We start from the raw sequence: 22,061 nt of genomic DNA, 5'->3' as shown, positions 1-22,061 counted from the left end.
CGTCAGCACTCGGCTCCGTTGCAGCCATGGCCCCAAAACTTCCAACGCTCGAAGAAGACGACCCGCCCTCCACGAACCGGCAGGAATGGACAGCACGCGAGGCAGTCCGAGTCGTGCTGCTTGCCGATGATTTCGACCGGCTCGTGGACGCGTTGGAGAAGCCAGCGAAGCCCCTGCCCCGGTTGCGGGAGCTTGCGCGCAAGAAAGCTCGCTGACGTCCTTCTGTCCTTCTAACGGCGGACCTCCCAGGCCAGTCCGTGAAGGCGACCACCAACGCCGATGAGGCCCGTGACCTCAAGTCGCACCGCTCACCGCAACCGGAGATCGCAGTGCGGACAGCGGTCGAGCGACAGCTCGATCATGGTTGCATCCGGCGTCTCTGGATCCGGCACCTCATGGCGCACGTCGTTCCCACACGACGGACAGAGCAGCAGGTACCGGATGCTCCACGCGTAAGCCGACGCGGCTCCGACGAAGAACGACATCAAGGGAAGCCCGGTCAGGTCCCATCCCTCATGCGGCATGTGCCGCGCCCAGAGCCACAAGGGCACGCCCACCAGCAGCCCCACGAAACCGCCCCCGAAGACCAACGCCTTGTGCCGCGTCAACCGTGCATTGAACAGCTCGCGCAGCGCCGCCTGCTCCTGGAAGTCCCTGCGCGCGGGCACGGGATGCCTGCTCCCGACAATGGGGACTTCCCTCCGGGCCGCATCCCGTGCGGCATCCGCCTGCGAGCGGTGCGATTCCGCCGCCTCCCGTAGCGCCGACGCAACCCGCGTCAGGTCCCGCAGAAGCGCCCGGCAGGTCTCCTCGTTGAAGGCTCCTCGCACCGGGGCGAGCAGTTCCTGACCCGCGAGATGGACCCGCACACCCTGCTGTTGAAGCGCGAGGAGCGCCGCCCGCACGGCGGGCTCCTTGAGCAACCGGAGGACGGCCGCCGGATTCGCCCCCTGGATGAGATACGCCGCGTCCAGCAGGGGCTCCCCCACCTGGAGGTCCTGGACCGGCGACACACCCCGCGGTCCCCGCCGCTGGGGCGTCAACGCGAAGCCCTCCGGCAGCTTCGCATCCAGGAGGAGCCGCAGCCGCGAGCCCCCCGTGCGAGCCAGGAACACCTCCACCGGATACCCCCGATAGCGGCCCACCAGCAGCGTGCCTGGGGACGCCTCCGGCGGGGACAGCTCCAGCTTCGGCCCCAGCGCCCGCCAGCGACGCCGGAGCCGATCGCGCCGCCAGGCCCGCAGCGGGATGGGTGCCAACACCAGAAGCGCCACGATGGCGAGCGTCGTGAGCCAGGGGTTCATGCGTGGCGCAGGTTAAGCGCGCGCCCGCACCGGTGGAAAACCCCGCGGCCTCAAAGCCCGACGCTTCACGCATGCCACCCGGTCCGCCGCCAGGTGCGGCTCACGGTTCCCTCCGGGTGCGTCCTGGGATGCGCGCGGCACACAGGCCGGCTCCCACTCCACGAAAGGCTGCCTCCCCCTGAGGCCGTGGCACCTGGGGCTCGCGAGCCTGCTGGCGCTCGCGGGCTGCTCCTCCTCCGGTACGCACCTTCGCGACACGAACGCGGACTGCACCGCGGGGCTCGTCTGTATCCACGAACACGCACACGACATCGACGAAGCAGGGCACGTGACGGCATGAAGTGGGGCACACTGCGCCCCCGAAAAGGAGCCACACCATGAGCTGGGAAGAAGACCTGCAGGGCCGTGAGCCCCCGCCCTCCCTGGAGACGCTCATCGTCCCGCGCGTGCGCGACCTGGGCGATGGCTTCCACGTGCGCCGCGCCCTGCCCTCCGCGCGCCGACGCATGGTCGGCCCCTTCATCTTCCTGGACCAGATGGGCCCCGCGGACTTCGACCCCGGCCGAGGCCTGGACGTGCGCCCCCATCCGCACATCGGCCTGTCCACCGTCACCTACCTCTTCCAGGGCGAAATCCTCCACCGCGACTCGCTGGGCTTCGTGCAGCCCATCCGCCCTGGCGCCGTGAACTGGATGACCGCCGGCCAGGGCATCGCCCACTCGGAGCGCACCGCCCCCGAGCCCCGCGCCGCCGGCGGCCGCCTCTTCGGCATCCAGGCCTGGGTCGCCCTCCCCAAGCAGCACGAGGAGACCGCTCCCTCCTTCGTCCACCACCCCTCGGACACGCTGCCCGTCATCGACGGCGAGGGCGTCCACCTGACCGTCATCGCGGGCCAGGTGCACGGCGGCAGGTCCCCCGTGCGCGCCCACTCCGACCTCTTCTACGCGGACGCGAAGATGGAGGCGGGCTCCCGCCTGAAGCTCTCCACCGAATACGAGGAGCGGGGCCTCTACCTCGTCGAAGGCACCCTGGACGTGGAGGGCACGCGCTTCCAACCCGGCGAGCTGCTCGTCTTCAAGCCGGGCAGTGAGATCATCCTCAAGGCGGAGTCCTCCGCGCGGATGATGCTCCTGGGCGGCGAGCCCATGGACGGCCCGCGCTACCTCTTCTGGAACTTCGTGTCGTCCTCCAAGGACCGCCTGGAGGCCGCCAAGGCGGACTGGAAGGAGGGCCGCTTCGCCCCCGTGCCCACGGAGACGGAGTTCATCCCCCTGCCGCCGGATGATCCGCCCGCGCCCGTGCGCTACCCGTAGAGCCGGCGCACCGGCGCCAGCGTGCCCGCGGGCCGCTGCGCCGTCGCCTGCGACCACGTCAGCCGGTACGTCGCCGCCGTCCCGTCGAAGGCGATGGGCTTCACCTCCGGGGAGCCCGCGCCCGACGCGCGCAGCGTCTCCGCCAGGAAGCCGCAGGCGAAGAAGGGGTTGTCCGCCAGCACGTCCTTCACCCACAGGGTGGCGTCCTGCTTCGTCAGCTCCTCCACCCGGACCTCGTTGAAGTTGTTGCCCGCGCGCAGGTTGTACGGCACGCGCTCCAGCGTCTTCTGCGGGCCCAGGTGCGTGACCAGCTGCATGCTCGCCCGCCCCACGGACGTCTGCTGGAAGCCCTTCAGGTAGCGGGCGCCCAGCTCCAGGTAGGCCGCCTCCAGGGCCTGGCCGGGGAAGACGTCCCGCGCGGCGATGTCCAGGAAGGACCGCCACTGCTCCAGCGAGTAGTGGGGGCGCAGCGGCTCGGACAGGTTCAGGCCCGCGGCCTTCAGCTTCTGGCGTCCGTCACGCGTCAGGTAGGGCCCCAGCGCACGCACGAAGAGGGCTTCCACGCTCTGGGCGAAGATTTGCTTTTCGGATGGGACCATGCCCCCAGGGTGGGGGCGCCCCTGCGCATCCGGAAGGGTCGACGCAACGCTTCCGTCCACGAGTCGTCAAACCCGTAGCTTTTTCAGTCTCGCGGCAGCCGCACCGTGAAGGTCGTGCCCTGGGCCTCCGTGGAGGTCACCTGCACGGTGCCGCCGTGGGCATTGACGATGCGCTCCATGATGTAGAGCCCCAGCCCCAGCCCTCCGGCCGCACCGCGCTCCCGGTCGCTGCGGCCGGCGCGGCGCCACGCGGTGAAGAGGTGCGGCAGCTGCTCCGCCGGGATGGGCGAGCCCTGGTTGTGCACGCGCAGCACGGCCTCGCCCTCCAGCCCCTCCGCGCTCACGCGCACGGGCGTCTCCGGCGGGCTGAACTTGAGCGCGTTGGACACCAGGTTGGTCACCACCTGCTCCAGCCGGTCCGCGTCCCACGCGCCGCGCCCGTCGCCGCGCAGGTCCAGCAGCACCTCGCGGTGGGGCTGGCTGGCGCGCGACTCGTCCACCGCGCCGCGCACCACGTCGAACAGGTCGCACCGCGAGCGCACCACCGGCAGCCCCGCGCCCAGCCGCGCCCGCGCGAAGTCGAGCAGCTGGCGGATCATCCGCTCCATGCGCTCGGCGCTGGTGAGGATGCGCCCGGTGAAGACGCGCTGGCGGTCGGACAGCTCGCCCTGGCGCAGGAGCTGCTGCGCGGACATGGACAGCGCGTTGAGCGGGTTGCGCAGGTCGTGGCCCAGGATGCCGATGAACTGCTCGCGGAAGTCCTCCGCGTTGCGCAGCTCCGTGACGTCCTGGCCGGTGGCGATGACCGCCTCCACCGCGCCCGTGGGGCCGGTGGCCGGAGACATCGTGTACTCGAAGTGCCTGGGGCCCTGGTCCGAGGACAGCGTGACGCGGCCGCGCTGCACCTGCCCCGTGAGCCGCGCCGCATCCAGCGACTTCGCGAAGGACTCCAGCTGCGGGTCCATCGCGCGCATCGCGTCGATGTTCCTGCCCGGCACGTGCACGTGGTGCGAGCCGCGCGACGCGGCCACCGCCTGGTTGACGTAGATGAGCGTCCCGTCGCCGTCGTAGAGCGCGATGGGGTCCGCCGCCGCGGACATGGCCAGCTCCAGGAGGCGGCGCTGCTGCTGCACCCGGTCGGAGAGGACGCGCACCTCGCGCTCGGCGCGGCGCAGGCGCAACAGCGCGTGCACCTGGGCCACCAGCTCCTCGGGATCCACCGGCGCCACCAGGTACGCGTCCGCGCCGTGCTCCAGCCCCTGCGCCCGGTCCGCGGGGCCCACCGCCTGCGCGGACAGGTGCAGCACCAGCACGTTGCGGGTGCGCGGGGAGGCCTTCAAGCGCCTGCACACCTCCAGGCCGCTCATGTCCGGCAGGCGGACGTCCAGGATGACCAGGTCGGTGTGCTCGTCCGCGAGCGACAGCGTCTCCGCACCCGTCCCCGCCTCCAGCACCTGGAAGCCCGACAGGGACAGCACACGCGACGTGACATAGCGGCTGGCCAGGTCGTCGTTGACGTTGAGGATGATGGGCGCGGAGGACATGCGGGCGGAAGAAGACCGTGGCCCTCCTTCGTAATGGCTGCCCCGAGGCGCGCCAAGTGTTGCACATGGGAAAATGTCTTCTCTGACGGAACAGCCAGGGAACCGGTCGGCCGCAGACGCTCGCTGGACGACAGGCTGGCTCCCCCGCTGGCGCGTTTCGCGGTAGGGATGACCCATGCGCCCTCCCTGCCGCCCTCTCCCCGCTGATGGTCGCTTCCTCCAGGCCGTGGGCCCCACGCCGCTCGTGCCCGTGCGGCTGGACCCGGAAGGTCCGACCATCTGGTGCAAACTGGAGTTCCTCAACCCCAGTGGGTCCACCAAGGACCGCATCGCCCGGTACATGCTGGAGAAGGCGTGGCGGCTGGGGGAGCTGTGCCCGGGCGGCGACGTGGTGGAGGCGTCCAGCGGCTCCACCAGCATCGCCATGGCGCTGGCGAGCGCGCAGATGGGCTGCCGCTTCACCGCGGTGATGCCGGAGGGCGTGACGGAGGAGCGGCTCATCGCCATCCGCGCCTACGGCGGCGAGGTGGAGCTGGTGCCGCGCGCCGAGGGCATCCGGGGCGCCATCGCGCGGGCGGAGGCGCTGGCGAAGGAGCGCGGCGGCTTCGCGCCCCGTCAGTTCGAGAACCCGGACAACGCGGAGGCCCACCGCGTGTGGACGGGGCAGGAGATCCTGGCGCAGGTGCCGGGCGGGCTGGTGCACGGCGTGGTGAGCGGCGTGGGCACGGGCGGCACCATCGTGGGGCTGTACCAGGCGTTCGCGGAGGCCGGCTGTCCGGTGACGGCCTTCGTCGCGAGGCCCATCGCCGGGCTGGGCTGCGACATTGAATGTTGCAGCTTCAGCGCGCGCGTGCCGGGCGTGGTGGACGGCCTGTCGCGGCTGTACCACGAGGCGGACATGCCGGGCCGCGTGGAGCTGGACATCTCGGATGACCTGGCCATGCGCACCGCGCGGGCGCTCATCCGCCGCGGCTTCCCGGTGGGCCCGTCCTCCGGCCTCAACTACGCGGCGGCGGTGGAGGCGGCGAAGCGGCTGGGCCCGCAGGCCCAGGTGGTGACGGTGTTCCCGGACCGCATGGAGCGCTACTTCTCCACGGAGCTCGTGCAGCCCCGGCCCGCCAAGGGTTAGAGTGGCCTGGGCACCCCATGCTCCCCATTGAGAACCTCACCATCCACAGGCTCCGGGGGCTCCGCGACGTGGAGCTCACCGGATGCGGGCGCGTCAATGTGCTGGTCGGGCGCAACAACTCCGGGAAGAGCACGGTGCTGGAGGCTGTGGCCTTGCACGCACGACCGCTGAGCCCAGCAGAATGGGTGGAGGCAGTGAGCCGGCGGGACCCTGTTCTCTCCCGCTCAGCCATCATCGAAGGGCTGCGTTGGCTCTTTCCTCAAGCGAAAGAAGAGGATGTCGCGGAGGCTCCGCCTGAGTCACGCATGGTCCACATCAGTGGCCAGGGCAGCCTCCCAACGCGGGAATCGCGTACTCACTTCGAGGAGATCGAGGGCTATCTCCTGGGTGGTGAAGAGCCTCCTTCAGGGGATGCGCCGGAGTTCCCTCCCCTCGGAGAAGGCGTAGTCCGACACGGGGCCAGACTCCGGTTCCATGCCACGCTGACGGATAACGATGCCGCGCCGTCATCAAGTGGCCTCGCGCCGTCCTACGAAGAGCGCTTCTCGGTCGACTTCTGGGAGTCTCGCCCTTCCCTCATCGCCCTGGCACATCAGACGGTCGCTCCCCCCATCGCCACAGTCACTCCGTTCAGCCACCGCATCCGGCAACTCGAAGTCGAGGCGCTGTCAGACGCCGTTTTTTCAGACCTCAAACCGACGGTGCTCGAACTCCTGAAGCAGTTCGACCCCTACATCGAGGATCTCGAAATCCTGAAGCGCCCCCGGAACGACGCGGCCATCTACCTACGCCATCGCCGTCTGGGCAGAGCCCCCCTCAACACCTTCGGCGATGGAATGCGTCGGGTGCTCCTGCTCGGTGTCAGTCTGGCCACGGTCCAGGGCGGGATACTGCTCGTCGACGAGATCGAATCCGCCATCCATACCCGGGCGCTGGATGCATCGTTTCGCTGGCTCATCCAGGCCTGCCAGCGGCTGGACGTGCAGCTCTTCGCGACGACCCACAGTCTCGAAGCGGTCGACGCCCTGCTCGCCGCGAGCGCGTCCTCTTCCGATGACATGGTCGTCTACCGGTTGGAGAGCAAGGACGGGAGCATCCGGGCCAAGCGGTTCTCGCAGGAGCAACTCACCGTCCTGCGTGAGGAACTGGGTCAGGAGATCCGCGTGTGAAGTACGCGATGCTCGCGGTGGAAGGACCGACCGACCAGGCCGTCGTCGGCCAGTCCTTGAAGCTGCTCGGCTTCAAGCGTTTTGGGGGGCAGAGCGATGAGCTTGACGGCTTCTGGACCCCCCTCATCCCCCGCTATCCGTCCCAAACGGGCAACCTCTATGAGCGCTTGCCCATGCCGTCGATCTTCGAGGATGGCGTCACCTCCCTGGCCATCTACACCGGGGGCGGCAGCGACCTGATCAGGCAGGTCAGCGCCCTGCTCCTGAACCACGACCTGCACGAGAAGCTTGCGGCCTTCGGCGTCATCGCGGATGCCGACAAGCAGGCGCCTTCGGATGTGGCCAGGAAATACCAACAGGGGTTCCGCCCACTGTTCCCGGACTTTCCAACCACGCCGGGCGAGCTCACAAACGGCGCTCCGAAGACTGGCATCTTCGTACTCCCTGACAACAACCAGCAGGGCGTCGTCGAGCATTTGATCATCGAAGCGGGAGAAGCGGTCTACGGCACTCTGCTCCAGCGCGCCCGCGCATATGTCGACGGATTCGACGAAGCAGAGCGGCGTGCTGCGAAATGGAAGCCTTTCTCCCCGGAGAAGGCCGTCATCGCGGCGGTGGCGAGCCTGCTCAAACCCGGCAGCACCAATACGGTCACCCTGACGGACAACCTCTGGATTTCCGAGCAGACGAAAGCCCGCTCCATGCTCGCGGGCCTCATCGACTTCCTGGAGGGGTTGCTCGGCGGTTGGGAAAACGCTCCCGGCGGGTGAGCTACGTGCGCATGCGCACGCGCGTCTCGTGCACCGTGTCCGGAGCGGGCCCGGTGCGCTCGCGCTCCTGGGCGCGCATCAGGCGCAGGATGCTGGGCCCCAGCACGTCAATCTCCGTGGAGGCATAGGTCTCCGTGCCGAAGCGGCGGATGGTGTCCGTCTGCTTCTCCAGGATGCGCGCGTCCTGCCCGAAGATGTGCAGGCCCACCGGCAGCACGAAGGGCACCGCGGCCTTGAGCAGCCAGCGCGGCACGGGCAGCTTCACCGTCACCACCGCGTACACGAGCGTGTCCCAGTCATCCACCGGCGTCATGGCGGAGTTGACCAGGATGTGGCTCTTGTCTCCGATGCGGTACTCCACCTGCGCGATGGAGGGCATGAGGAAGCGGTCGAAGTGCTGCACCACCCCGCCGCCCGGCGCGAGCAGCCTCCCCACGAGCCCCTTGGGCGCGGGCTCGTTCAGGTACTCCGCCTCCACGCGGTCCGCGCTCCTGCGCACCACCACGTCGATTTCGTTCTTCTTCTCCGCGGTGCGGAACAGGCCGCCGTGGAGGAAGGCCGTGTGCGGCACGTCCAGCGTGTTCTCCAGCACCGCGTGCAGCGACCCGGGCGCGCGCAGCACCCGGCGCACGGTGGTGTAGTCCGCCGCGTCCAGCAGCGGGAAGCGGAAGGGCTCCGACGTGGGCTCCACGCCGGGCGTGGAGTAGACCCAGACGAAGCCGTCCTGCTCGCGCGTCGCGTAGGACGCGGCGCAACGGGAGCGGGCCTCGGGTTCACCCAGGAGCCCCGGGATGAGCCGGCACTGCCCCCCGGTGTCGAAGCGCCACCCGTGGTAGCCGCACTCCAACTGCCCGTCCTTCACGCGTCCCAGCGACAGGGGCACGTTGCGGTGCGGGCAGCGGTCCATCAGGGCGCCGGGCTTGCCCCCCTCGCCCCGGAAGAGCACCAGGGGCGTGCCCTGCAGCGTGCGCGCGAGTGGCTTGTCCCCCAATTCGCGCGACGTGCAGAGGATGAACCAGGAGTTCGGAAGCCGGACGACGGAGATGTGACTGGGGGGCGCACTCGGGGCGCGCCCCTCCTCGCGGGCGTTCATGCGCCCAGTCTAATGGGCCCGGGCCTGGGTGCACGCCCCCTTCAGGCGGGCAGGTTGGCGGCACACAGGGCGGCCTCTGGGTGGAAGGGCGGAGGCCCTAGAGCTTCAGCCGCCGCAGCCTCAGGGCATTGCCGATGACGGACACCGACGAGAGGCTCATCGCCGCGCTCGCGAAGAGCGGGCTCAGGAGCAGCCCCAGCACGGGGTACAGCACGCCCGCGGCCAGCGGCACCCCCAGCAGGTTGTAGACGAAGGCGAAGAAGAGGTTCTGCCGGATGTTGCGCAGCACGGCCTGGCTCAAGCCGCGCGCCCGCGCGATGCCCCGCAGGTCGCCCTTCACCAGCGTCACGCCCGCGCTCTCCATGGCGATGTCCGTGCCCGTCCCCATGGCGATGCCCACGTCCGCCCGCGCGAGCGCCGGAGCGTCATTCACCCCGTCGCCCGCCATGGCCACCACGCGCCCCCGGGCCTGCAGCGCCTTCACCGCGTCGCCCTTCGCGTCCGGCTGCACGCCCGCGATGACCTCGGTGAGCCCCAGCCTGCGCGCCACCGCGTGCGCCGTCGTCGGGCTGTCCCCGGTGAGCATCACCACGCGCAGGCCTTCATGGCGCAGGCGCGCCAGGGCCTCCGGCGTGGACGGCTTCAGCGGATCCTCCACGCCCAGGAGCCCCGCCGTGCGGCCGTCCACCGACACCAGCACCACCGTCTGCCCCTCCTGGCGCAGCGCCTCCGCGCGCTCCGTCAGCCCTTGCGCCTCCACGCCCAGCGCCCGCATCAGCGCCGCGTTGCCCAGCGCCACGTCGCGTCCGTCCACGCGGCCCCGGACGCCCTGCCCCGTCACCGACTGGAAGCCCTCCACGCCTCCGAGGGACACGCCCCGCTCCTTCGCGCCCGCCACCACGGCGGCGGCCAGCGGGTGCTCGCTGCCGCGCTCCAGGCTCGCGGCCTGGCGCAGCAACTCGGACGCGTCCACGCCCGGCGCGGGCTCCACCGTCACGAGGTGGGGCTTGCCTTCCGTGAGCGTGCCCGTCTTGTCCACGACCAGCGTGTCCACCGCCGCCATCCGCTCCAGCGCCGCCGCGTCGCGGATGAGCACGCCCATGCGCGCGCCCTGCCCCGTCCCCACCATCACGGACATGGGCGTGGCCAGGCCCAGCGCGCACGGGCAGGCGATGATCAGCACCGCCACCGCATTGACCAGCGCGTGCGCGAGCCGCGGCTCCGGCCCCCACACGCCCCAAACGGTCGCCGTCACCCCCGCCACCGCGATGACCGCGGGCACGAAGATGCCGGCCACCCGGTCCGCCAGCCGCTGGATGGGCGCGCGCGTGCGCTGTGCCTCCGCCACGCGCTGGACGATGCGCGACAGGAGCGTGTCCTGGCCCACGCGCTCCGCGCGCATCACCAGCGAGCCCGTGCCGTTCACCGTGCCGCCCGTCACCTTCGCGCCCGGCCCCTTCTCCACCGGCACCGGCTCTCCGGTGACGAGCGACTCATCCACCGCGCTCGCGCCCTCCAGCACCTCGCCGTCCACCGGCACCTTCTCCCCGGGGCGCACGCGCAGACGCCACCCCACGTGGACCCCGGACAGCGGCACGTCCTCCTCGTGGCCATCGTCCGCGATGCGCCTCGCCGTGGCGGGGGCCAGCGACAAGAGGGCCCTCAGCGCGCCGGAGGTCGCGTGGCGCGCGCGCAGCTCCAGCACCTGCCCCAGCGCCACCAGCGTGAGGATGATGGCGGCGGCCTCGTAGTACACGGGCGCGGTGCCGCCGTGCCCCGTGCGCGCGCCTTCCGGCAACAGGTGCGGGAACAGCGTGGCCCCCACGCTGAAGACGTACGCCGCGCCCGCGCCCAGCGCGATGAGCGTGAACATGTTCAGGTGCCGGTTCCTCACCGAGGCCCAGCCCCGCTGGAAGAACGGCGCCCCCACCCACAGCACCACCGGCGTCGCCAACGCGAACTGTGCCCACACGAGCGCCGAGGGCGACAACCCCGCCTGCCTCCCCGGCAGCATGTCCGACATGCCCAGCAGCATCAGCGGCACGCTCAGCAGCAGCCCCACCCAGAACCGGCGCGTCATCGAACGCAGCTCCGGATCCGGCGCCTCCTCCACCGTCACCGTGCGCGGCTCCAGCGCCATGCCGCACTCCGGACAGGTGCCGGGCCCGTCGCGCACCACCTCCGGGTGCATCGGGCAGGTGTACTCGACGCGCGTCTGGAGGACGGGCGGAGCCTCCGGCTCCAGCGCCATGCCGCACTTCGGGCAGGCCCCGGGCGCGTCCTGGCGCACCTCCGGATCCATGGGGCACACGTACACGGCGCCCGGCGCGGCGGGCGGCGGCGCCGGCTGGGGATGAAGGAAGTGCTCGGGGTCCGCCTGGAAGCGCTGGCGGCACTTCGGGGCGCAGAAGAACCAGGTGTGCCCCTCGCGCTCCCAGCTCCCGCCCCTGGGGGCGCGTGGATCCACCTTCATGCCGCACACGGGGTCGATGGCCGGTCCCCCCCTTTCGGAAGCGGGCGGCGGACGGGATGAAGGCGGGACGGGGGAATGCGGATGGGGATGCGTCATGGTGGAGCCTCCTTTCCCCGGGCCAACGCGGCACCCTGCGCGCTCTTACACATGTGCCATCCGCCCTCCCCGCCGGCCCATGCCGCCCACGCGCTCCCCGCATTGGATGGCGGGGGACCAGGCGAGCCCGGGGCTGTCCGGGGCGGGCGATTTCCGATAGGAGGCGGCGCCAGAGGCCTGGATTTCCAAGGCCTTGCACGCCGCGCCGGACGGGCTTCAGGGAAATACAGCCTGGAAAATCCCCTCGCTCCGTATGGCCTGGGAGGCAAGGTCGGGGCCCGACCGGAGAGGGCATCGAATGCGACGCACGTGGGGGACATGGGGGGCCGTGCTGGCCCTCCTCACCAGCGGCTGTGATGCCATCGACCTGTCGGAGCTCACCCAGCGCGACGTGAAGACCCGCGTGCGCCCGGAGCCGCCGGGCGGGCACTGCGAGTTCGGCGGAGACGCGGTGGAGTCCGGCCTCGACCTGGACCGCGACGGGGAGCTGGACGACTCGGAGGTCACCGCCACCGACTACGTCTGCGGCGCCGCCCTGCCCCCGGTCCGTACCCGCGCGCGGGCCGAACCCCACGGCGTGAACTGCACGCTGGGGGGCCAGGCGGTGCAGTCCGGCCTGGACCTGGATGGCAACGGGCTGCTCGACGACGCGGAGGTCTCCGCCACCGACTATGTCTGCGCCACCTCGGTCGCCAACGTGCTCCTGCGCGTGCGGCCGGTGACTCCGGGCGAGCGGTGCCCCCTGGGCGGACGGGTGTCCGACGCCGGCCAGGACATCAACGGCAACGGGCTGCTGGAGGACGCGGAGATCTCCCAGACGGTCTACGCCTGCGACCAGACGGCCCCCGTCCTGTCCCGCCTGCGCGCGCTCCCGGCCTTCACCGCGCCGTGCGACAAGGACGGCAGCGGAGGCACCGCGCTGGAGTCCGGCCTCGACCTGGACGGCGACGGTTCACTCGCGACGTCCGAAATCGAGGCCACCAGCTACGTCTGTGGCCTGGCGCCGGGGGTCCTGAAGGTGCGCCACCAGGCGGAAGGCCCGGGGCCGAACTGCGCCCGGGGCGGCACGCGCGTGGACGCCTTCCAGGACAAGGACGGCGACGGCCAGCCAGACGTCGGCGGCCTCACGAGCCCGGTGGCGTACGTCTGTCAGACCGCCCGCGTGCACGACGGGGACTTCGCCGTGTCGAGCCCCGTGGACCTGGTCGCGCTCGAGGGCGTCACCCACCTGCGCGGCAGGTTGATCATCTCCGCGCCCACGCTGACCGATGCGTCCCTCCCCGCCCTCGCGGTCATCCAGGAGGACCTCATGGCCCGGGGCAACGCGAGCCTGCGGCGGTTGTCCCTGCCCGCGCTGCGCTTCGTGGGCGGCGACGTGATGGTGAGCGCCAACGCCCTGCTGGACTCACTCACGCTGGGCACTGCGCCGGACTTCCCCCTGTGGGTCGAAAGCAGCCTGCTCGTGGAGAACAACCCCATGCTCCCCACGCTGGAGGGGCTGGCCGCGGTGCAGCCGCGCTTCAGCGTCATCCTGCGCGCGAACAACTCGCTGGTGGAGCCCGGCCTGCTGCCCAGAATCACCGAGCTGCTGGGGTCCCTCATCATCGAGAATCACCTCTGGATGGACCGGCTGCCCTTCTTCCGCCTGGCCCGCGTCCATGGCGACGTGCGCCTCACGAACAACAGCGCGCTCCCGATCCCCTCCGGGCTGGAAGCGCTGACCTCCGTGGACGGCGCGCTGGAGCTGCGCGGGAACCCCGTGCTGGAAGAGCTCCGCCCGCTGGGCAAGCTCTCCTCCGTGGGCGAGCTGGACATCATCGGCAACCCGCGGCTGACGGACACGAAGGGCTTGGAGCGGCTCTCCTACGCGGGCCGCATCTTCATCCAGGGCAACCCGGCGCTGGTGAGCGTGGGGGACATGGCCTCCCTGGAGCAGGTCGCCCAGGACTTCTCCCTGAAGTACAACGAGAAGCTCCAGCGCGTGCACCGCCTGCCCCTCCTGCGGAGCGCGGGCGCGGTGGCGGCCGTGGGCAACCCCGTGCTGACGTCCCTGGAGGGCTTCCATTCGCTGCCCCGGCTGGGCTCGCTGGAGGTGCTGGGCAACACGGCGCTCACGTCCCTGGGCGACCTGGCGCTGCTGCGCGAAGTGGCGAGCCTCAACCTCCAGGGCAACGCGACGCTCACGGACCTCGCGCTGCCGGAGCTGGCGCGCGTGTCCGCCGACTTCGTCGTCGTGAGCAACCCGAAGCTGCCCACGTGCCGGGCCACCGCGCTCGCGGCGAGCGTGTTCCAGGGCGACCCGTCGGGCGTGCACATCGACATGAACGACGACGCGGCAACCTGCCCCTGAGCCAGCGCCTCAGCGGCGCGGCTTGCAGGAGCAGTCCAGGCAGCCGTGCTCCGCGCACGTGCCGCAGCCGCGCTCCAGCGAACGCTTGAGCGCGAGCCGCGCGCGGTGCAGCCGCACGCCCGCGTTGTTGGAGGTGATGCCCACTTCACGCGCCACGTCCGGCACCGCGCGTCCCTCCAGGTCCACCTGGCGCACGAGCTCCGCGTACTCGGGTTTGAGCGTGGGCAGCAGGTCGTGCAGGCACTCGCACACCGCGCCCTTGAGCTCCAGGTCCTCCGTGGCGCCGTCCCCTTCGCGGGCCTCCACCGCCAGCGCGCGGCCCTCCGCGGTCTGCCGGCGGTGGTGGTCCACGAGCGCGTTGCGCAGGAGGCGGTAGAACCACGCCACCGCGCCCTCGCCGTCCTTCAGCGCCCCGCCCTTCTCCAGCGTGCGGGCGAAGGCCGTCTGGAGGAGGTCCTCCGCGACGGCCCGGTTGCCCACGCGCCGCTCCACGAAGGCGCGGAAGCGGCGCTGCTGGGCCAGGAGCGCGGACATCACGTCCTCCCGGTCCGGAGGCAGCCCCGCGTCTGGCCCTTCAACGTCCATGCGTCTCCCTTGCGGCTACGGAGGGCCGTAGCCCTGCACGCGCGAGTTCAGCTCCACCGCGGTGGCGTAGATCTGCGCCCACGCACGGTACTTGAACTTCGCCATCGTGCCCTTCTGGTCGTTGGCGTAGTCGAACATGTCCTGGCGGAACTGCGCGTCCGCGGCCTTGCGGGCCTCGGGCTTCAGCGGCGTGCCCTTGCGGTCGTAGTACCGCAGCATGTCGTAACCGTAGTCGTGCGTCTTGGCCGCCTTGTCGAACTCCTCGACGGGGCCAATCTTGCCGGGCACCGACGCGTAGCCGAGCGGATCCTGCATGCGCTGCCCGTGCGGCGTCTGGATGGCGTAGGGCTTGTAGCCCATGACCTTCTCGAAGTCCGCCGGGGGCGGGCGAGCGCCGGTGAGGTACTCGCTCATCAGCTTGCCGTGGTCCCCCGGAGGCCCGTTCGTGACGGCGCCCGTGCGCTGGGCGGCGGCGGTGCCGGAGGAGAACGAGTCCTTCACCGCGTTGCGCGCGGCGGGAGCGGCGGGGCGCGCGGCGGAGGTCTCCGGACCGGAGGTCAGCGGCTGGCGGACGGGCGAGTTGCGGATGATCATGGGGGCCTGGGGGGAGAAGTCTTCTCGATTTTTCGGAAACCGCCTCCCCAAAGTTGCGGCCCCCCGCCCGAAGTCGCGCAGAATGGATGCAACGCACCGCGTGGTGCATTGGGAGACACCGTGAAGAGCTCTCCGTATTCCGAGGGAATCAAGGAGCTGCGCGCCGGCCACCTCGAGAACGCCCAGCGCCTGGTGGACCAGGTGAAGCAGCGGGGCGACGCCACCGTGGAGGAGCTCCAGGCCATGGCGTTCGCGATGGACGAACACGACCAGCGCGGCTTCGCCACGGAGTTCCTGCGGGAGGCGCTGAAGCAGCAGCCCTCGGCGGTGGAGCCAGCCTGCCTGCTGGCCATGTTCCACCTGGAGAAGCAGGAGGACGCACAGGCCGCGGAGGTCCTCAAGCCCGCGCTGGCCTCATCTCCGGCTCACCCCAAGGCGAACCTGTGCATGGCCATGGCCCTGGCGAAGACGGAGGCCGCCCGGGCCCGCGCCCACCTGGCCAGGGCCGCGAAGGACACCGACGAGGACGTCCGCCAGCAGGCGGAGGCGCTGGACAAGGCGCTCGCGGAGCACGAGCCGCGCTGAAGGCCGGCCCACCGCCTCGCCGCTGGACTGTCAGACCCGTGCGGAGCGGCACGGACCATCTTCAAGGGACGGGACCCCCGTTGCCGGGAGCCACTCATGGCCATGCGCTTCAAGAACCTGGATGGCAGCGGACCGCAGCCCTTCACCCGCGTCTTCAAGTGGGCGGTCACGGACAAGCTCACGGGCAAACGCCGCAGCGCCCCCGCGCACGCCGCGGTGCCGCACGTGGAGCCGGACCTGGCCGCGCTCGCCACCCCGCCCGCCCCCGGAGAGGGCGCGCGCCTGACCTGGCTGGGCCACGCCAGCTGGCTGGTGCAACTGGATGGCGTGTCGCTGCTCATCGACCCGGTGCTGCGCGACGCCATCAACGTCGTCATCCGCCGCAACGTGCCGCCCGGCGTGCCCATGGAGAAGCTGCCGCGCATCGACGCGAGCCTCGTCTCCCACAACCACTACGACCACCTGGACCTGCCCACGCTCAAGCAGGTGGGCGCCCGCATCATCACCGGCCTGGGCCACGCGCCGGTGTTCCAGGGCCAGGGCCTGGCCTTCCACGAGCTGGACTGGTGGGAGTCCACGCAGGTGGGGCCCGTGCGCGTGCACTACGTGCCGGCCCAGCACTGGAGCCGCCGCGGCCTGAATGACGCCAACCAGATGCTCTGGGGCGGCTTCGTGGTGGAGGGCTCCAGCGCGCGCGTCTACCACTCCGGCGACACCGCCTACTTCCAGGGCTTCAAGGAGATTGGCGCGAGGTTCCCCCAGCTGGACGCGGCGCTCTTGCCCATTGGCGCCTATGACCCGGCGTGGTTCATGCGGCTGCAGCACATGAACCCGGAGGAGGCGGCGCAGGCCTTCGAGGACCTGGGCGCGCGGGACTTCTTCGCCATGCACTGGGGCACGTTCAAGCTCACGGACGAGCCACTGGACGAGCCCCCCGTCCGCCTGGATGCCGAATGGCTGCGCCGGGGCTGGCCGAGAGACCGTGTGCATGTGCTGCCCGTGGGCGGTACACACACCGTGCGGCACGGTTGAGCGCTGGCGGGGCTTGTGGTCTCAAGCACCCATGCTCCTGCCCGCCCTCGCAGCCCTGATCCTCACGCAGGCCCCTCCCCCCCTCACCACCGTCTCCGAGCAGAGCGGCTGGAAGCGCACCGGCCGCTACGCGGAAGCAGAGAGCCTCTGCCGCGCCTTCCCCAAGGCGTTCCCCGGCAAGGCCCGCTGCGACACGCTGGGCACCACGCCCGAAGGCCGCCCGATGGTGGCGCTCGTCGTGAGTCCGGACGGCATCCTCACCGCGGACGCCGCGCGCAAGAAGGGGCGGCCCGTCGTCTTCTTCCAGGGCGGCATCCACGCGGGTGAAATCGACGGCAAGGACGCCGGCTTCTGGCTCTTGCGCGACGCGCTCCAGAACCGCGCCTCCGCGCAGGACCTGCTCAAGAACGTCACCGCCGTCTTCGTCCCCGTCTTCAACGTGGACGGCCACGAGCGCTTCAACCCCAACCACCGCCCCAACCAGGTGGGCCCGGAGGAGATGGGCTTTCGCGTCACCGCCCAGAACCTCAACCTCAACCGCGACTACGTGAAGGCGGACGCACCGGAGATGGTGCTGATGCTCAAGTACCTCAACGCCTGGGACCCGCTGGTGTACGTGGACCTGCACGTCACGGACGGCGCGAAGTTCGAGCCCGACGTGTCCGTGAGCCTGGAGCCCCAGAAGTCCGGCCCGCCTGCGATGCGCGAAGCGGGCACGAAGCTGGTGGACGAGCTCTTCACCGGCCTCACCGCGCAGGGCCACCAGCCGCTGCGCTTCTACCCGTCCTTCCTCAAGGAGGACGACCCCACGAGCGGCTTCGCCTACGGCGTCCCCCCGCCGCGCTTCAGCCAGGCCTTCTGGTCCGTGCACCACCGCTTCGGCGTGCTCGTGGAGACGCACTCCTGGAAGAACTATGAGCAGCGCGTGAAGGCCACCCGCGACGTGCTGGAGGGGCTCCTGCGGCTCGTGGGCCGCGACGGCGCCGCGCTCCTGGCCGCCGTGAAGGCGGAGGACCAGAAGGCCACCTCCGGTCAGGTGCGCGAGGTGGTGCTCGGCTGGGAGAACACGCCCAGGCGCGAGGCGATTGAATTCAAGGGCTACGCCTACGAGCGCCTGACGTCGGACGTCTCCGGCCAGCCGTACATCCGCTACGACGACACGAAGCCCCAGACGTGGAAGGTGCCGTACGCGCCGGACATCCAGCCCGCCGTCACCGCGACGCTGCCCACGGGCGGCTACCTGGTGCCCGCCGCGCACGCCGCGTGGGTCGCGCCCAAGCTGGCCGCGCACGGCATCCAGTTCCAGCGCCTCACGCGCGCGGTGCCCGCCGCCCCGGTGGAGTCGTTCCGCTCGAAGGACTTCCAGTTCCAGGCGCGCTCCAACGAGAGCCGCCAGGGCCTCACCGCCAGGGGCGAGTGGAAGCCAGACACGCAGGAGCTGCCCGTGGGGACGCTCTACGTGCCGGTGGCGCAGAAGAACGTGGAGCTGGTGGCGCACCTCTTCGAGCCCGCGGGGCCGGACTCGCTCCTGGCGTGGGGCTTCTTCAACGCCCACTTCGAGCAGAAGGAATACATCGAGGACTACGTGCTGGAGCCCTTCGCCCGGGAGCTCCTGGAGAAGGACGCGGGCGTGAAGGCCGCCTTCCAGGAGCGCCTGAAGGACGCGGCCTTCGCCAGGGACCCGCGCGCCCGCCTGCGCTTCTTCGCCGAGCGCCACCCGTCCTGGGACGAGCGCCTGGGCCTCTACCCCGTGTACCGCGCCGCCGGCGCGCCGGCTGGCCTGGCCGCGGTGAAGTAGCGGGAAAGGAGAAGCCCCCGGCCCGCTGTCCCCTTCAGGGGCGTCGCGGAGCGGGGGCTTCGGAATCACCGCCGCGCTCCCGGTCCATGAGGCACCGGGAGCGCGTTTTCATTGCGGGCTAGCCGATGGGCTTCTCGCAGACGCACGCGCTGACGTTGCAGGTGAAGCCCGGCGCGCAGCCGCCGCAGTCCGGCTTGCAGACGCAGGCGCACAGCCCCGCGTTGGCGCCGTAGCCGGTGCCGCAGTTGAGGGCCGCCGTGTCGCAGACGCAGCCGCAGGCGTTTTTGTCGAACTTGTAGCCCGCCGCGCAGGTCGCGGACTGCACGCAGCTGCACGAGCAGGTGTTCGTGTTGCACGTCTCGAAGGTGCCGCACGCGCCGCCGCAGTCCGGCGCGCACGTGAAGTCACACACCGCGCGGTCCGTGTTGCACACCTGGCCCGGGGGCGCCGTGCCACCGCAGTCCGCCGGGCACTCGCACTTGTCCGTGGTGCGGTTGCAGGCGAGCTTGCCCCTGCAGAAGTCCGGGTCGTTCGGGTCGTAGTACTGCGTGTCGGACGCGCACGGCGGCGGGTTTCCGTCCGCCTTGGCGGTGCGGTCGATCCAGTAGCGGTAGGACAGCGCCGCCTGCGTCTTGCCGGACTCCTTGGGACGGCACGCGCCGTAGAAGGACACGGTGCGGTTGATGCCGTCCACGTCGAAGCCGTTGGTGCGGCTGCGCGGCAGGTCCCCGATGCTCGGGCAGACGGCGGGGTCCACCACCGCCTCCACCGCGACCTTCAGCGACGCGCCAATCGGCGGCTTGAGCGTGCGGTAGCCCACGGACGAGATGACGCTGTCCACGATGGCGTTGATGGTGTTGGTGATGGAGGTGTTGTCCCGGATGCTGCCGGACACGCCGCCCGTGGCCTGGATGACGTCCAGGTGGCGCGGGTTGGTGTTGTCCTCATCCGGGTAGCAGCGGGCGCCGTCCGGCGGGCAGATGATGCCGTGCACCTGGATGGGCTGCCCCGTGGGGTTGCTCGTGGTGCCGGACGTGGTGCCGTTGTTGAGGAAGTACGCGGTGTAGTTGGCCACCGTGTCCGTGGACTGGTCCCTCACGTCCGTGAGGATGATCACCACCACCTTGGCGCCAGGACGGATCTTCGTCTCCGCGCCGCCCGTGGACGCGGCCATGTCGTTGATGGCCTTGCGCGCCGCCTCCAGCGGACGCTCGCTGGAGTCACCCTTGATGTCCACCCAGCAGTTGGTGTTGGCCGTGCAGGTGGTGTTGGGCAGCGGCGTGTACGTGGGGTTCTGGGTGGTGCCGCCCTTCACGGCGCACACGCTGTTGTTGCACACCGCGTTCTGGGTCAGCCACGCCTTGAACTGGTCGATGTTGGTGGTGAAGGGGCGGATGACGTTGCGGTTGGCGCTGTTGCCCACCGCGTAGCTGGTGGTCACCATGGACAGGCGCCAGTCCATCGTCGCGTTGCTCAGCTTGTTGGCCACCGCCGTCGCCGCGCCGGCGAGGAAGGTCTGCGACGAGGCCATGGAGCCGGAGTCGTCCACCACGAAGAGGAAGTCCACCACCGCGGTGTTGCCAGTGAAGACCTCGCACTGCACCGCGTCCGCGTCGCCGAACTGCGCCAGCGCGGAGCCGCCCGCCGTGTCCGCCATGGTGAAGAGGCTGCCCGTGGCCGACTCGTTGTAGCGGGCCGCCGGCGTGATGGCGATGACCACCACCACGCTCGAGTTGGAGCGGTGCACGTACTGCGCCTGGATCTTGAACGGGCCGGCGATGCCCGCCGTACCGCCGAGCGTCTCCGTGCTGCCGGGCACCAGCTGGCGCGCCAGCGAGTTGGTGAAAGCCTTCAGATCCGCCGTGCCGGTGAGGCTGTAGCGGGCCACCGCCGCGGGGAAGCCGTCCCACGTGGTGAACGTCTGGGTGAACTCCACGTCCGCGGGCGACAGCAGCGCCGCGCCGGTGCGGATGCCCGCCTCGTCCCCGGCGGGCGTGGTGGAGGCGCCCACCTGCTTGCGCTTGTACGCGATGAACGTCACCTGCTTCGTGTCGTCATAGCCCATCACGCCCACGGTCTGGCCGTTGTCCTTCAGGTTGAGGAGGTTGGCGCTCTTGAAGGTGTTGGGCAGCGCGAGCCGCATGTCCGCGCCGCTGTCCTCCTTGAAGGTCACCGTGCGCAGGTTCTGCACGCTGCACGCCTTGCCCGCGGGCGTGTTGGCCGCGCCGTCCTTGGGGTCCAGCGGGTTCAGCTCGCCCGGATCCACGCGGCCGTTCTGGTTCGAGTCCTCCGCGCCGTCGGGGATGCCGTCGCCGTCCGTGTCCGCCTTGGTGGGGTCCGTCTTCGTGGTGGGGTCCGCGTCGCCCACGTAGCCGCAGTTGTTGCGGGGGGCCGCGGCCGTCGTCACGCCGCGCTCCACGCCGTCGAGCAGACCGTCGCCGTCCGTGTCCGGGTTGGTGGGGTCCGTCTCACCGGGATCCACCTTGCCGTTGGAGTTGAAGTCCTCGCCGAGGAAGCCGTCGCGGCCGGGGCCGTCCTGGAGGCCGTCGCAGTCGGAGTCCGTCAGGCGCGGGTCCGTCTCACCGGAGTCCACGCGGCCGTTCCTGTTGCGGTCCTCCACGCCGTCCGCCACGCCGTCGCCGTCCGTGTCCGGGTTGTTGGGGTTGGTGCCCGTGGCGATTTCAATGGCGTCCGGGATGCCGTCGAAGTCCGAGTCGGGGACGGACGCGTTGCAGTCCGCCTTGCGAGGATCCGTCTCGCCGGGGTCCACCTTGCCGTTCTTGTTCACGTCCTCGGCGCCGTCCGAGCAGGTGTCGCCGTCCGTGTCGGGCTTGAGCGGATCCGTGCCCGTCTGCTTCTCCAGGCCGTCCGGCAGGCCGTCGCCGTCGGTGTCGCGCAGGCGGGGGTCCGTCTCGCCGGGGCTCACCGAGCCGTTATGGTTCGCGTCCTCCACGCCGTCCGGGATGCCGTCACGGTCGGTGTCCGCGGCGTTGGGGTCCGTCTCCGTGGCGTCGCGCTTGCCGTTGCGGTTGGCGTCCTCCAGGCCGTCCGGCAGCCCGTCGTCGTCCGTGTCTGCCTTCACCGGCGAGGTGACCGTGCTGGGGTCCTGGTCTCCGCGGAAGTGGCAGTTCGGATCCACGCTGACCGTGGACGTGCGGCCCACCTCCACGCCGTCGCGGATGCCGTCGCCGTCCGTGTCGCGCAGGCCGGGGTTCGTCTTCAGGCCGCCCGCGTAGACCGTGGAGAACTCCTCCTGGTCCGTCAGGCCGTCACAGTCCGAATCCTTGTTGGCGTTGTTCGGATCATACGGGTCGGTGGGGACTTCCCCGGGGTCGGGGTCCGGGTCCTCGATGACGCCTGCATCTTCGACGTAGCCGGCGTCAAAGCCCGCATCAAATCCCGCGTCGGAGTTGCCGCCTCCGTCGCTGGGGGGGTTGGGATCGGGGTCGGGGCCCGGGTCACTGCCGCCGCAGCCCGCCACGAGGGTGGCAGCGAGCAGCGTGCCGGAGAAGAGTCGGATCCAATTGCGCATAACGGGTCTGCACTCCGGAAAGGGGGGTTACGGAGAACACCCGCAGCATAGAGGGAGGCGCGTCTGATTCCGATGTAGGTACGCCCTGGGACGGA

17 protein-coding genes are annotated in these 22,061 nt (G+C 70.7%); 9 read left to right on the top strand and 8 right to left on the bottom strand.

What is annotated here, in order from left to right; genetic code table 11:
* Window positions 1–26: 26 nt before the first annotated feature.
* Window positions 27–215: a DUF1778 domain-containing protein gene (locus KYK13_RS39195; RefSeq protein WP_223642234.1), complete on the top strand. Its 189-nt coding sequence runs from the start codon at window positions 27–29 to the stop codon at window positions 213–215.
* A gap of 93 nt (window positions 216–308) precedes the next feature.
* Here the strand turns inward: KYK13_RS39195 and KYK13_RS04460 are convergent, their stop codons facing one another.
* Window positions 309–1,304 (bottom strand): hypothetical protein, encoded by a 996-nt coding sequence (locus KYK13_RS04460; protein ID WP_223642233.1) that lies wholly within the window; start codon window positions 1,302–1,304, stop codon window positions 309–311.
* Between the two features lie 377 nt (window positions 1,305–1,681).
* Between KYK13_RS04460 and KYK13_RS04455 the strand changes: the two genes are divergently transcribed.
* Window positions 1,682–2,617 carry a pirin family protein gene (locus KYK13_RS04455; protein ID WP_223642232.1) on the top strand — a complete coding sequence of 312 codons (936 nt, stop codon included), beginning with the start codon at window positions 1,682–1,684 and terminating at the stop codon, window positions 2,615–2,617.
* Here KYK13_RS04455 and KYK13_RS04450 read toward each other — a convergent pair.
* Window positions 2,608–3,216 (bottom strand): DUF2378 family protein, encoded by a 609-nt coding sequence (locus KYK13_RS04450; protein WP_223642231.1) that lies wholly within the window; start codon window positions 3,214–3,216, stop codon window positions 2,608–2,610. The two genes, KYK13_RS04455 and KYK13_RS04450, sit on opposite strands and share 10 nt — an antisense overlap.
* Before the next feature lie 83 nt (window positions 3,217–3,299).
* Window positions 3,300–4,760, bottom strand: coding sequence for an ATP-binding protein (locus KYK13_RS04445; protein WP_223642230.1), 1,461 nt, complete (start codon window positions 4,758–4,760; stop codon window positions 3,300–3,302).
* Between the two features lie 175 nt (window positions 4,761–4,935).
* On the opposite strand from KYK13_RS04445, the gene KYK13_RS04440 reads away from it, so the two are divergent.
* The 3 genes from KYK13_RS04440 to KYK13_RS04430 are packed head-to-tail and all read left to right on the top strand — an operon-like array spanning window position 4,936 to window position 7,828.
* Window positions 4,936–5,889, top strand: coding sequence for a PLP-dependent cysteine synthase family protein (locus tag KYK13_RS04440; protein WP_223642229.1), 954 nt, complete (start codon window positions 4,936–4,938; stop codon window positions 5,887–5,889).
* Window positions 5,890–5,906: 17 nt separating this feature from the next.
* Entirely contained in the window at window positions 5,907–7,058 is a 1,152-nt protein-coding gene (locus KYK13_RS04435; protein WP_223642228.1) for an ATP/GTP-binding protein, read from the top strand.
* On the top strand, window positions 7,055–7,828 hold the full coding sequence (locus tag KYK13_RS04430; RefSeq protein ID WP_223642227.1) for a DUF3226 domain-containing protein: 774 nt from the start codon (window positions 7,055–7,057) through the stop codon (window positions 7,826–7,828). The genes KYK13_RS04435 and KYK13_RS04430 overlap by 4 nt, the downstream gene beginning before the upstream one ends.
* Before the next feature lies 1 nt (window position 7,829).
* Here KYK13_RS04430 and KYK13_RS04425 read toward each other — a convergent pair whose 3' ends face one another.
* Entirely contained in the window at window positions 7,830–8,921 is a 1,092-nt protein-coding gene (locus KYK13_RS04425; protein ID WP_223642225.1) for an aromatic ring-hydroxylating dioxygenase subunit alpha, read from the bottom strand.
* Between the two features lie 97 nt (window positions 8,922–9,018).
* Window positions 9,019–11,490: a heavy metal translocating P-type ATPase gene (locus KYK13_RS04420; protein ID WP_223642223.1), complete on the bottom strand. Its 2,472-nt coding sequence runs from the start codon at window positions 11,488–11,490 to the stop codon at window positions 9,019–9,021.
* 298 nt (window positions 11,491–11,788) lie between these two features.
* On the opposite strand from KYK13_RS04420, the gene KYK13_RS04415 reads away from it, so the two are divergent.
* Window positions 11,789–13,840, top strand: coding sequence for a hypothetical protein (locus tag KYK13_RS04415; RefSeq protein ID WP_223642221.1), 2,052 nt, complete (start codon window positions 11,789–11,791; stop codon window positions 13,838–13,840).
* A 9-nt stretch (window positions 13,841–13,849) separates the two neighbouring features.
* Here the strand turns inward: KYK13_RS04415 and KYK13_RS04410 are convergent, their stop codons facing one another.
* Both KYK13_RS04410 and KYK13_RS04405 read right to left on the bottom strand, forming a co-directional pair.
* Window positions 13,850–14,425, bottom strand: a complete 576-nt coding sequence (locus tag KYK13_RS04410) for an RNA polymerase sigma factor (RefSeq protein ID WP_223642219.1) — start codon at window positions 14,423–14,425, stop codon at window positions 13,850–13,852.
* Window positions 14,426–14,440: 15 nt separating this feature from the next.
* Entirely contained in the window at window positions 14,441–15,019 is a 579-nt protein-coding gene (locus tag KYK13_RS04405; protein ID WP_223642218.1) for a hypothetical protein, read from the bottom strand.
* A 120-nt stretch (window positions 15,020–15,139) separates the two neighbouring features.
* Here KYK13_RS04405 and KYK13_RS04400 point away from each other — a divergent pair, with 120 nt between their 5' ends.
* The 3 genes from KYK13_RS04400 (at window position 15,140) to KYK13_RS04390 (ending at window position 18,434) form a co-directional block, all read left to right on the top strand.
* Window positions 15,140–15,604, top strand: coding sequence for a hypothetical protein (locus KYK13_RS04400; RefSeq protein WP_223642216.1), 465 nt, complete (start codon window positions 15,140–15,142; stop codon window positions 15,602–15,604).
* A gap of 96 nt (window positions 15,605–15,700) precedes the next feature.
* Window positions 15,701–16,636: an MBL fold metallo-hydrolase gene (locus tag KYK13_RS04395; protein ID WP_223642215.1), complete on the top strand. Its 936-nt coding sequence runs from the start codon at window positions 15,701–15,703 to the stop codon at window positions 16,634–16,636.
* A 31-nt stretch (window positions 16,637–16,667) separates the two neighbouring features.
* Window positions 16,668–18,434: a M14 family zinc carboxypeptidase gene (locus tag KYK13_RS04390; RefSeq protein WP_223642214.1), complete on the top strand. Its 1,767-nt coding sequence runs from the start codon at window positions 16,668–16,670 to the stop codon at window positions 18,432–18,434.
* 118 nt (window positions 18,435–18,552) lie between these two features.
* Here the strand turns inward: KYK13_RS04390 and cglD are convergent, their stop codons facing one another.
* Complete coding sequence (cglD, locus tag KYK13_RS04385; protein WP_223642213.1) at window positions 18,553–21,966, bottom strand: adventurous gliding motility lipoprotein CglD; 3,414 nt, start codon at window positions 21,964–21,966, stop codon at window positions 18,553–18,555.
* Window positions 21,967–22,061: the final 95 nt, after the last annotated feature.

Origin of the sequence: Corallococcus sp. EGB (assembly GCF_019968905.1) — a bacterium.
Taxonomy (GTDB): Bacteria; Myxococcota; Myxococcia; order Myxococcales; family Myxococcaceae; genus Corallococcus.
Note: the sequence above shows the minus strand (reverse complement) of the source record. Positions and strands in the feature narration are given on the sequence as shown.

Bases quoted from the DNA above. Each gene is read 5' to 3' on its own strand.
- KYK13_RS04395 (WP_223642215.1), top strand. From the start codon at position 15,701: ATGGCCATGCGCTTCAAGAACCTGGATGGCAGCGGACCGCAGCCCTTC.
- KYK13_RS04455 (WP_223642232.1), top strand. From the start codon at position 1,682: ATGAGCTGGGAAGAAGACCTGCAGGGCCGTGAGCCCCCGCCCTCCCTG.
- KYK13_RS04445 (WP_223642230.1), bottom strand. From the start codon at position 4,760: ATGTCCTCCGCGCCCATCATCCTCAACGTCAACGACGACCTGGCCAGC.
- KYK13_RS04435 (WP_223642228.1), top strand. From the start codon at position 5,907: ATGCTCCCCATTGAGAACCTCACCATCCACAGGCTCCGGGGGCTCCGC.
- KYK13_RS04460 (WP_223642233.1), bottom strand. From the start codon at position 1,304: ATGAACCCCTGGCTCACGACGCTCGCCATCGTGGCGCTTCTGGTGTTG.
- KYK13_RS04420 (WP_223642223.1), bottom strand. From the start codon at position 11,490: ATGACGCATCCCCATCCGCATTCCCCCGTCCCGCCTTCATCCCGTCCG.
- KYK13_RS39195 (WP_223642234.1), top strand. From the start codon at position 27: ATGGCCCCAAAACTTCCAACGCTCGAAGAAGACGACCCGCCCTCCACG.
- KYK13_RS04410 (WP_223642219.1), bottom strand. From the start codon at position 14,425: ATGGACGTTGAAGGGCCAGACGCGGGGCTGCCTCCGGACCGGGAGGAC.
- KYK13_RS04425 (WP_223642225.1), bottom strand. From the start codon at position 8,921: ATGAACGCCCGCGAGGAGGGGCGCGCCCCGAGTGCGCCCCCCAGTCAC.
- KYK13_RS04440 (WP_223642229.1), top strand. From the start codon at position 4,936: ATGCGCCCTCCCTGCCGCCCTCTCCCCGCTGATGGTCGCTTCCTCCAG.
- cglD (WP_223642213.1), bottom strand. From the start codon at position 21,966: ATGCGCAATTGGATCCGACTCTTCTCCGGCACGCTGCTCGCTGCCACC.
- KYK13_RS04415 (WP_223642221.1), top strand. From the start codon at position 11,789: ATGCGACGCACGTGGGGGACATGGGGGGCCGTGCTGGCCCTCCTCACC.
- KYK13_RS04450 (WP_223642231.1), bottom strand. From the start codon at position 3,216: ATGGTCCCATCCGAAAAGCAAATCTTCGCCCAGAGCGTGGAAGCCCTC.
- KYK13_RS04405 (WP_223642218.1), bottom strand. From the start codon at position 15,019: ATGATCATCCGCAACTCGCCCGTCCGCCAGCCGCTGACCTCCGGTCCG.
- KYK13_RS04390 (WP_223642214.1), top strand. From the start codon at position 16,668: ATGCTCCTGCCCGCCCTCGCAGCCCTGATCCTCACGCAGGCCCCTCCC.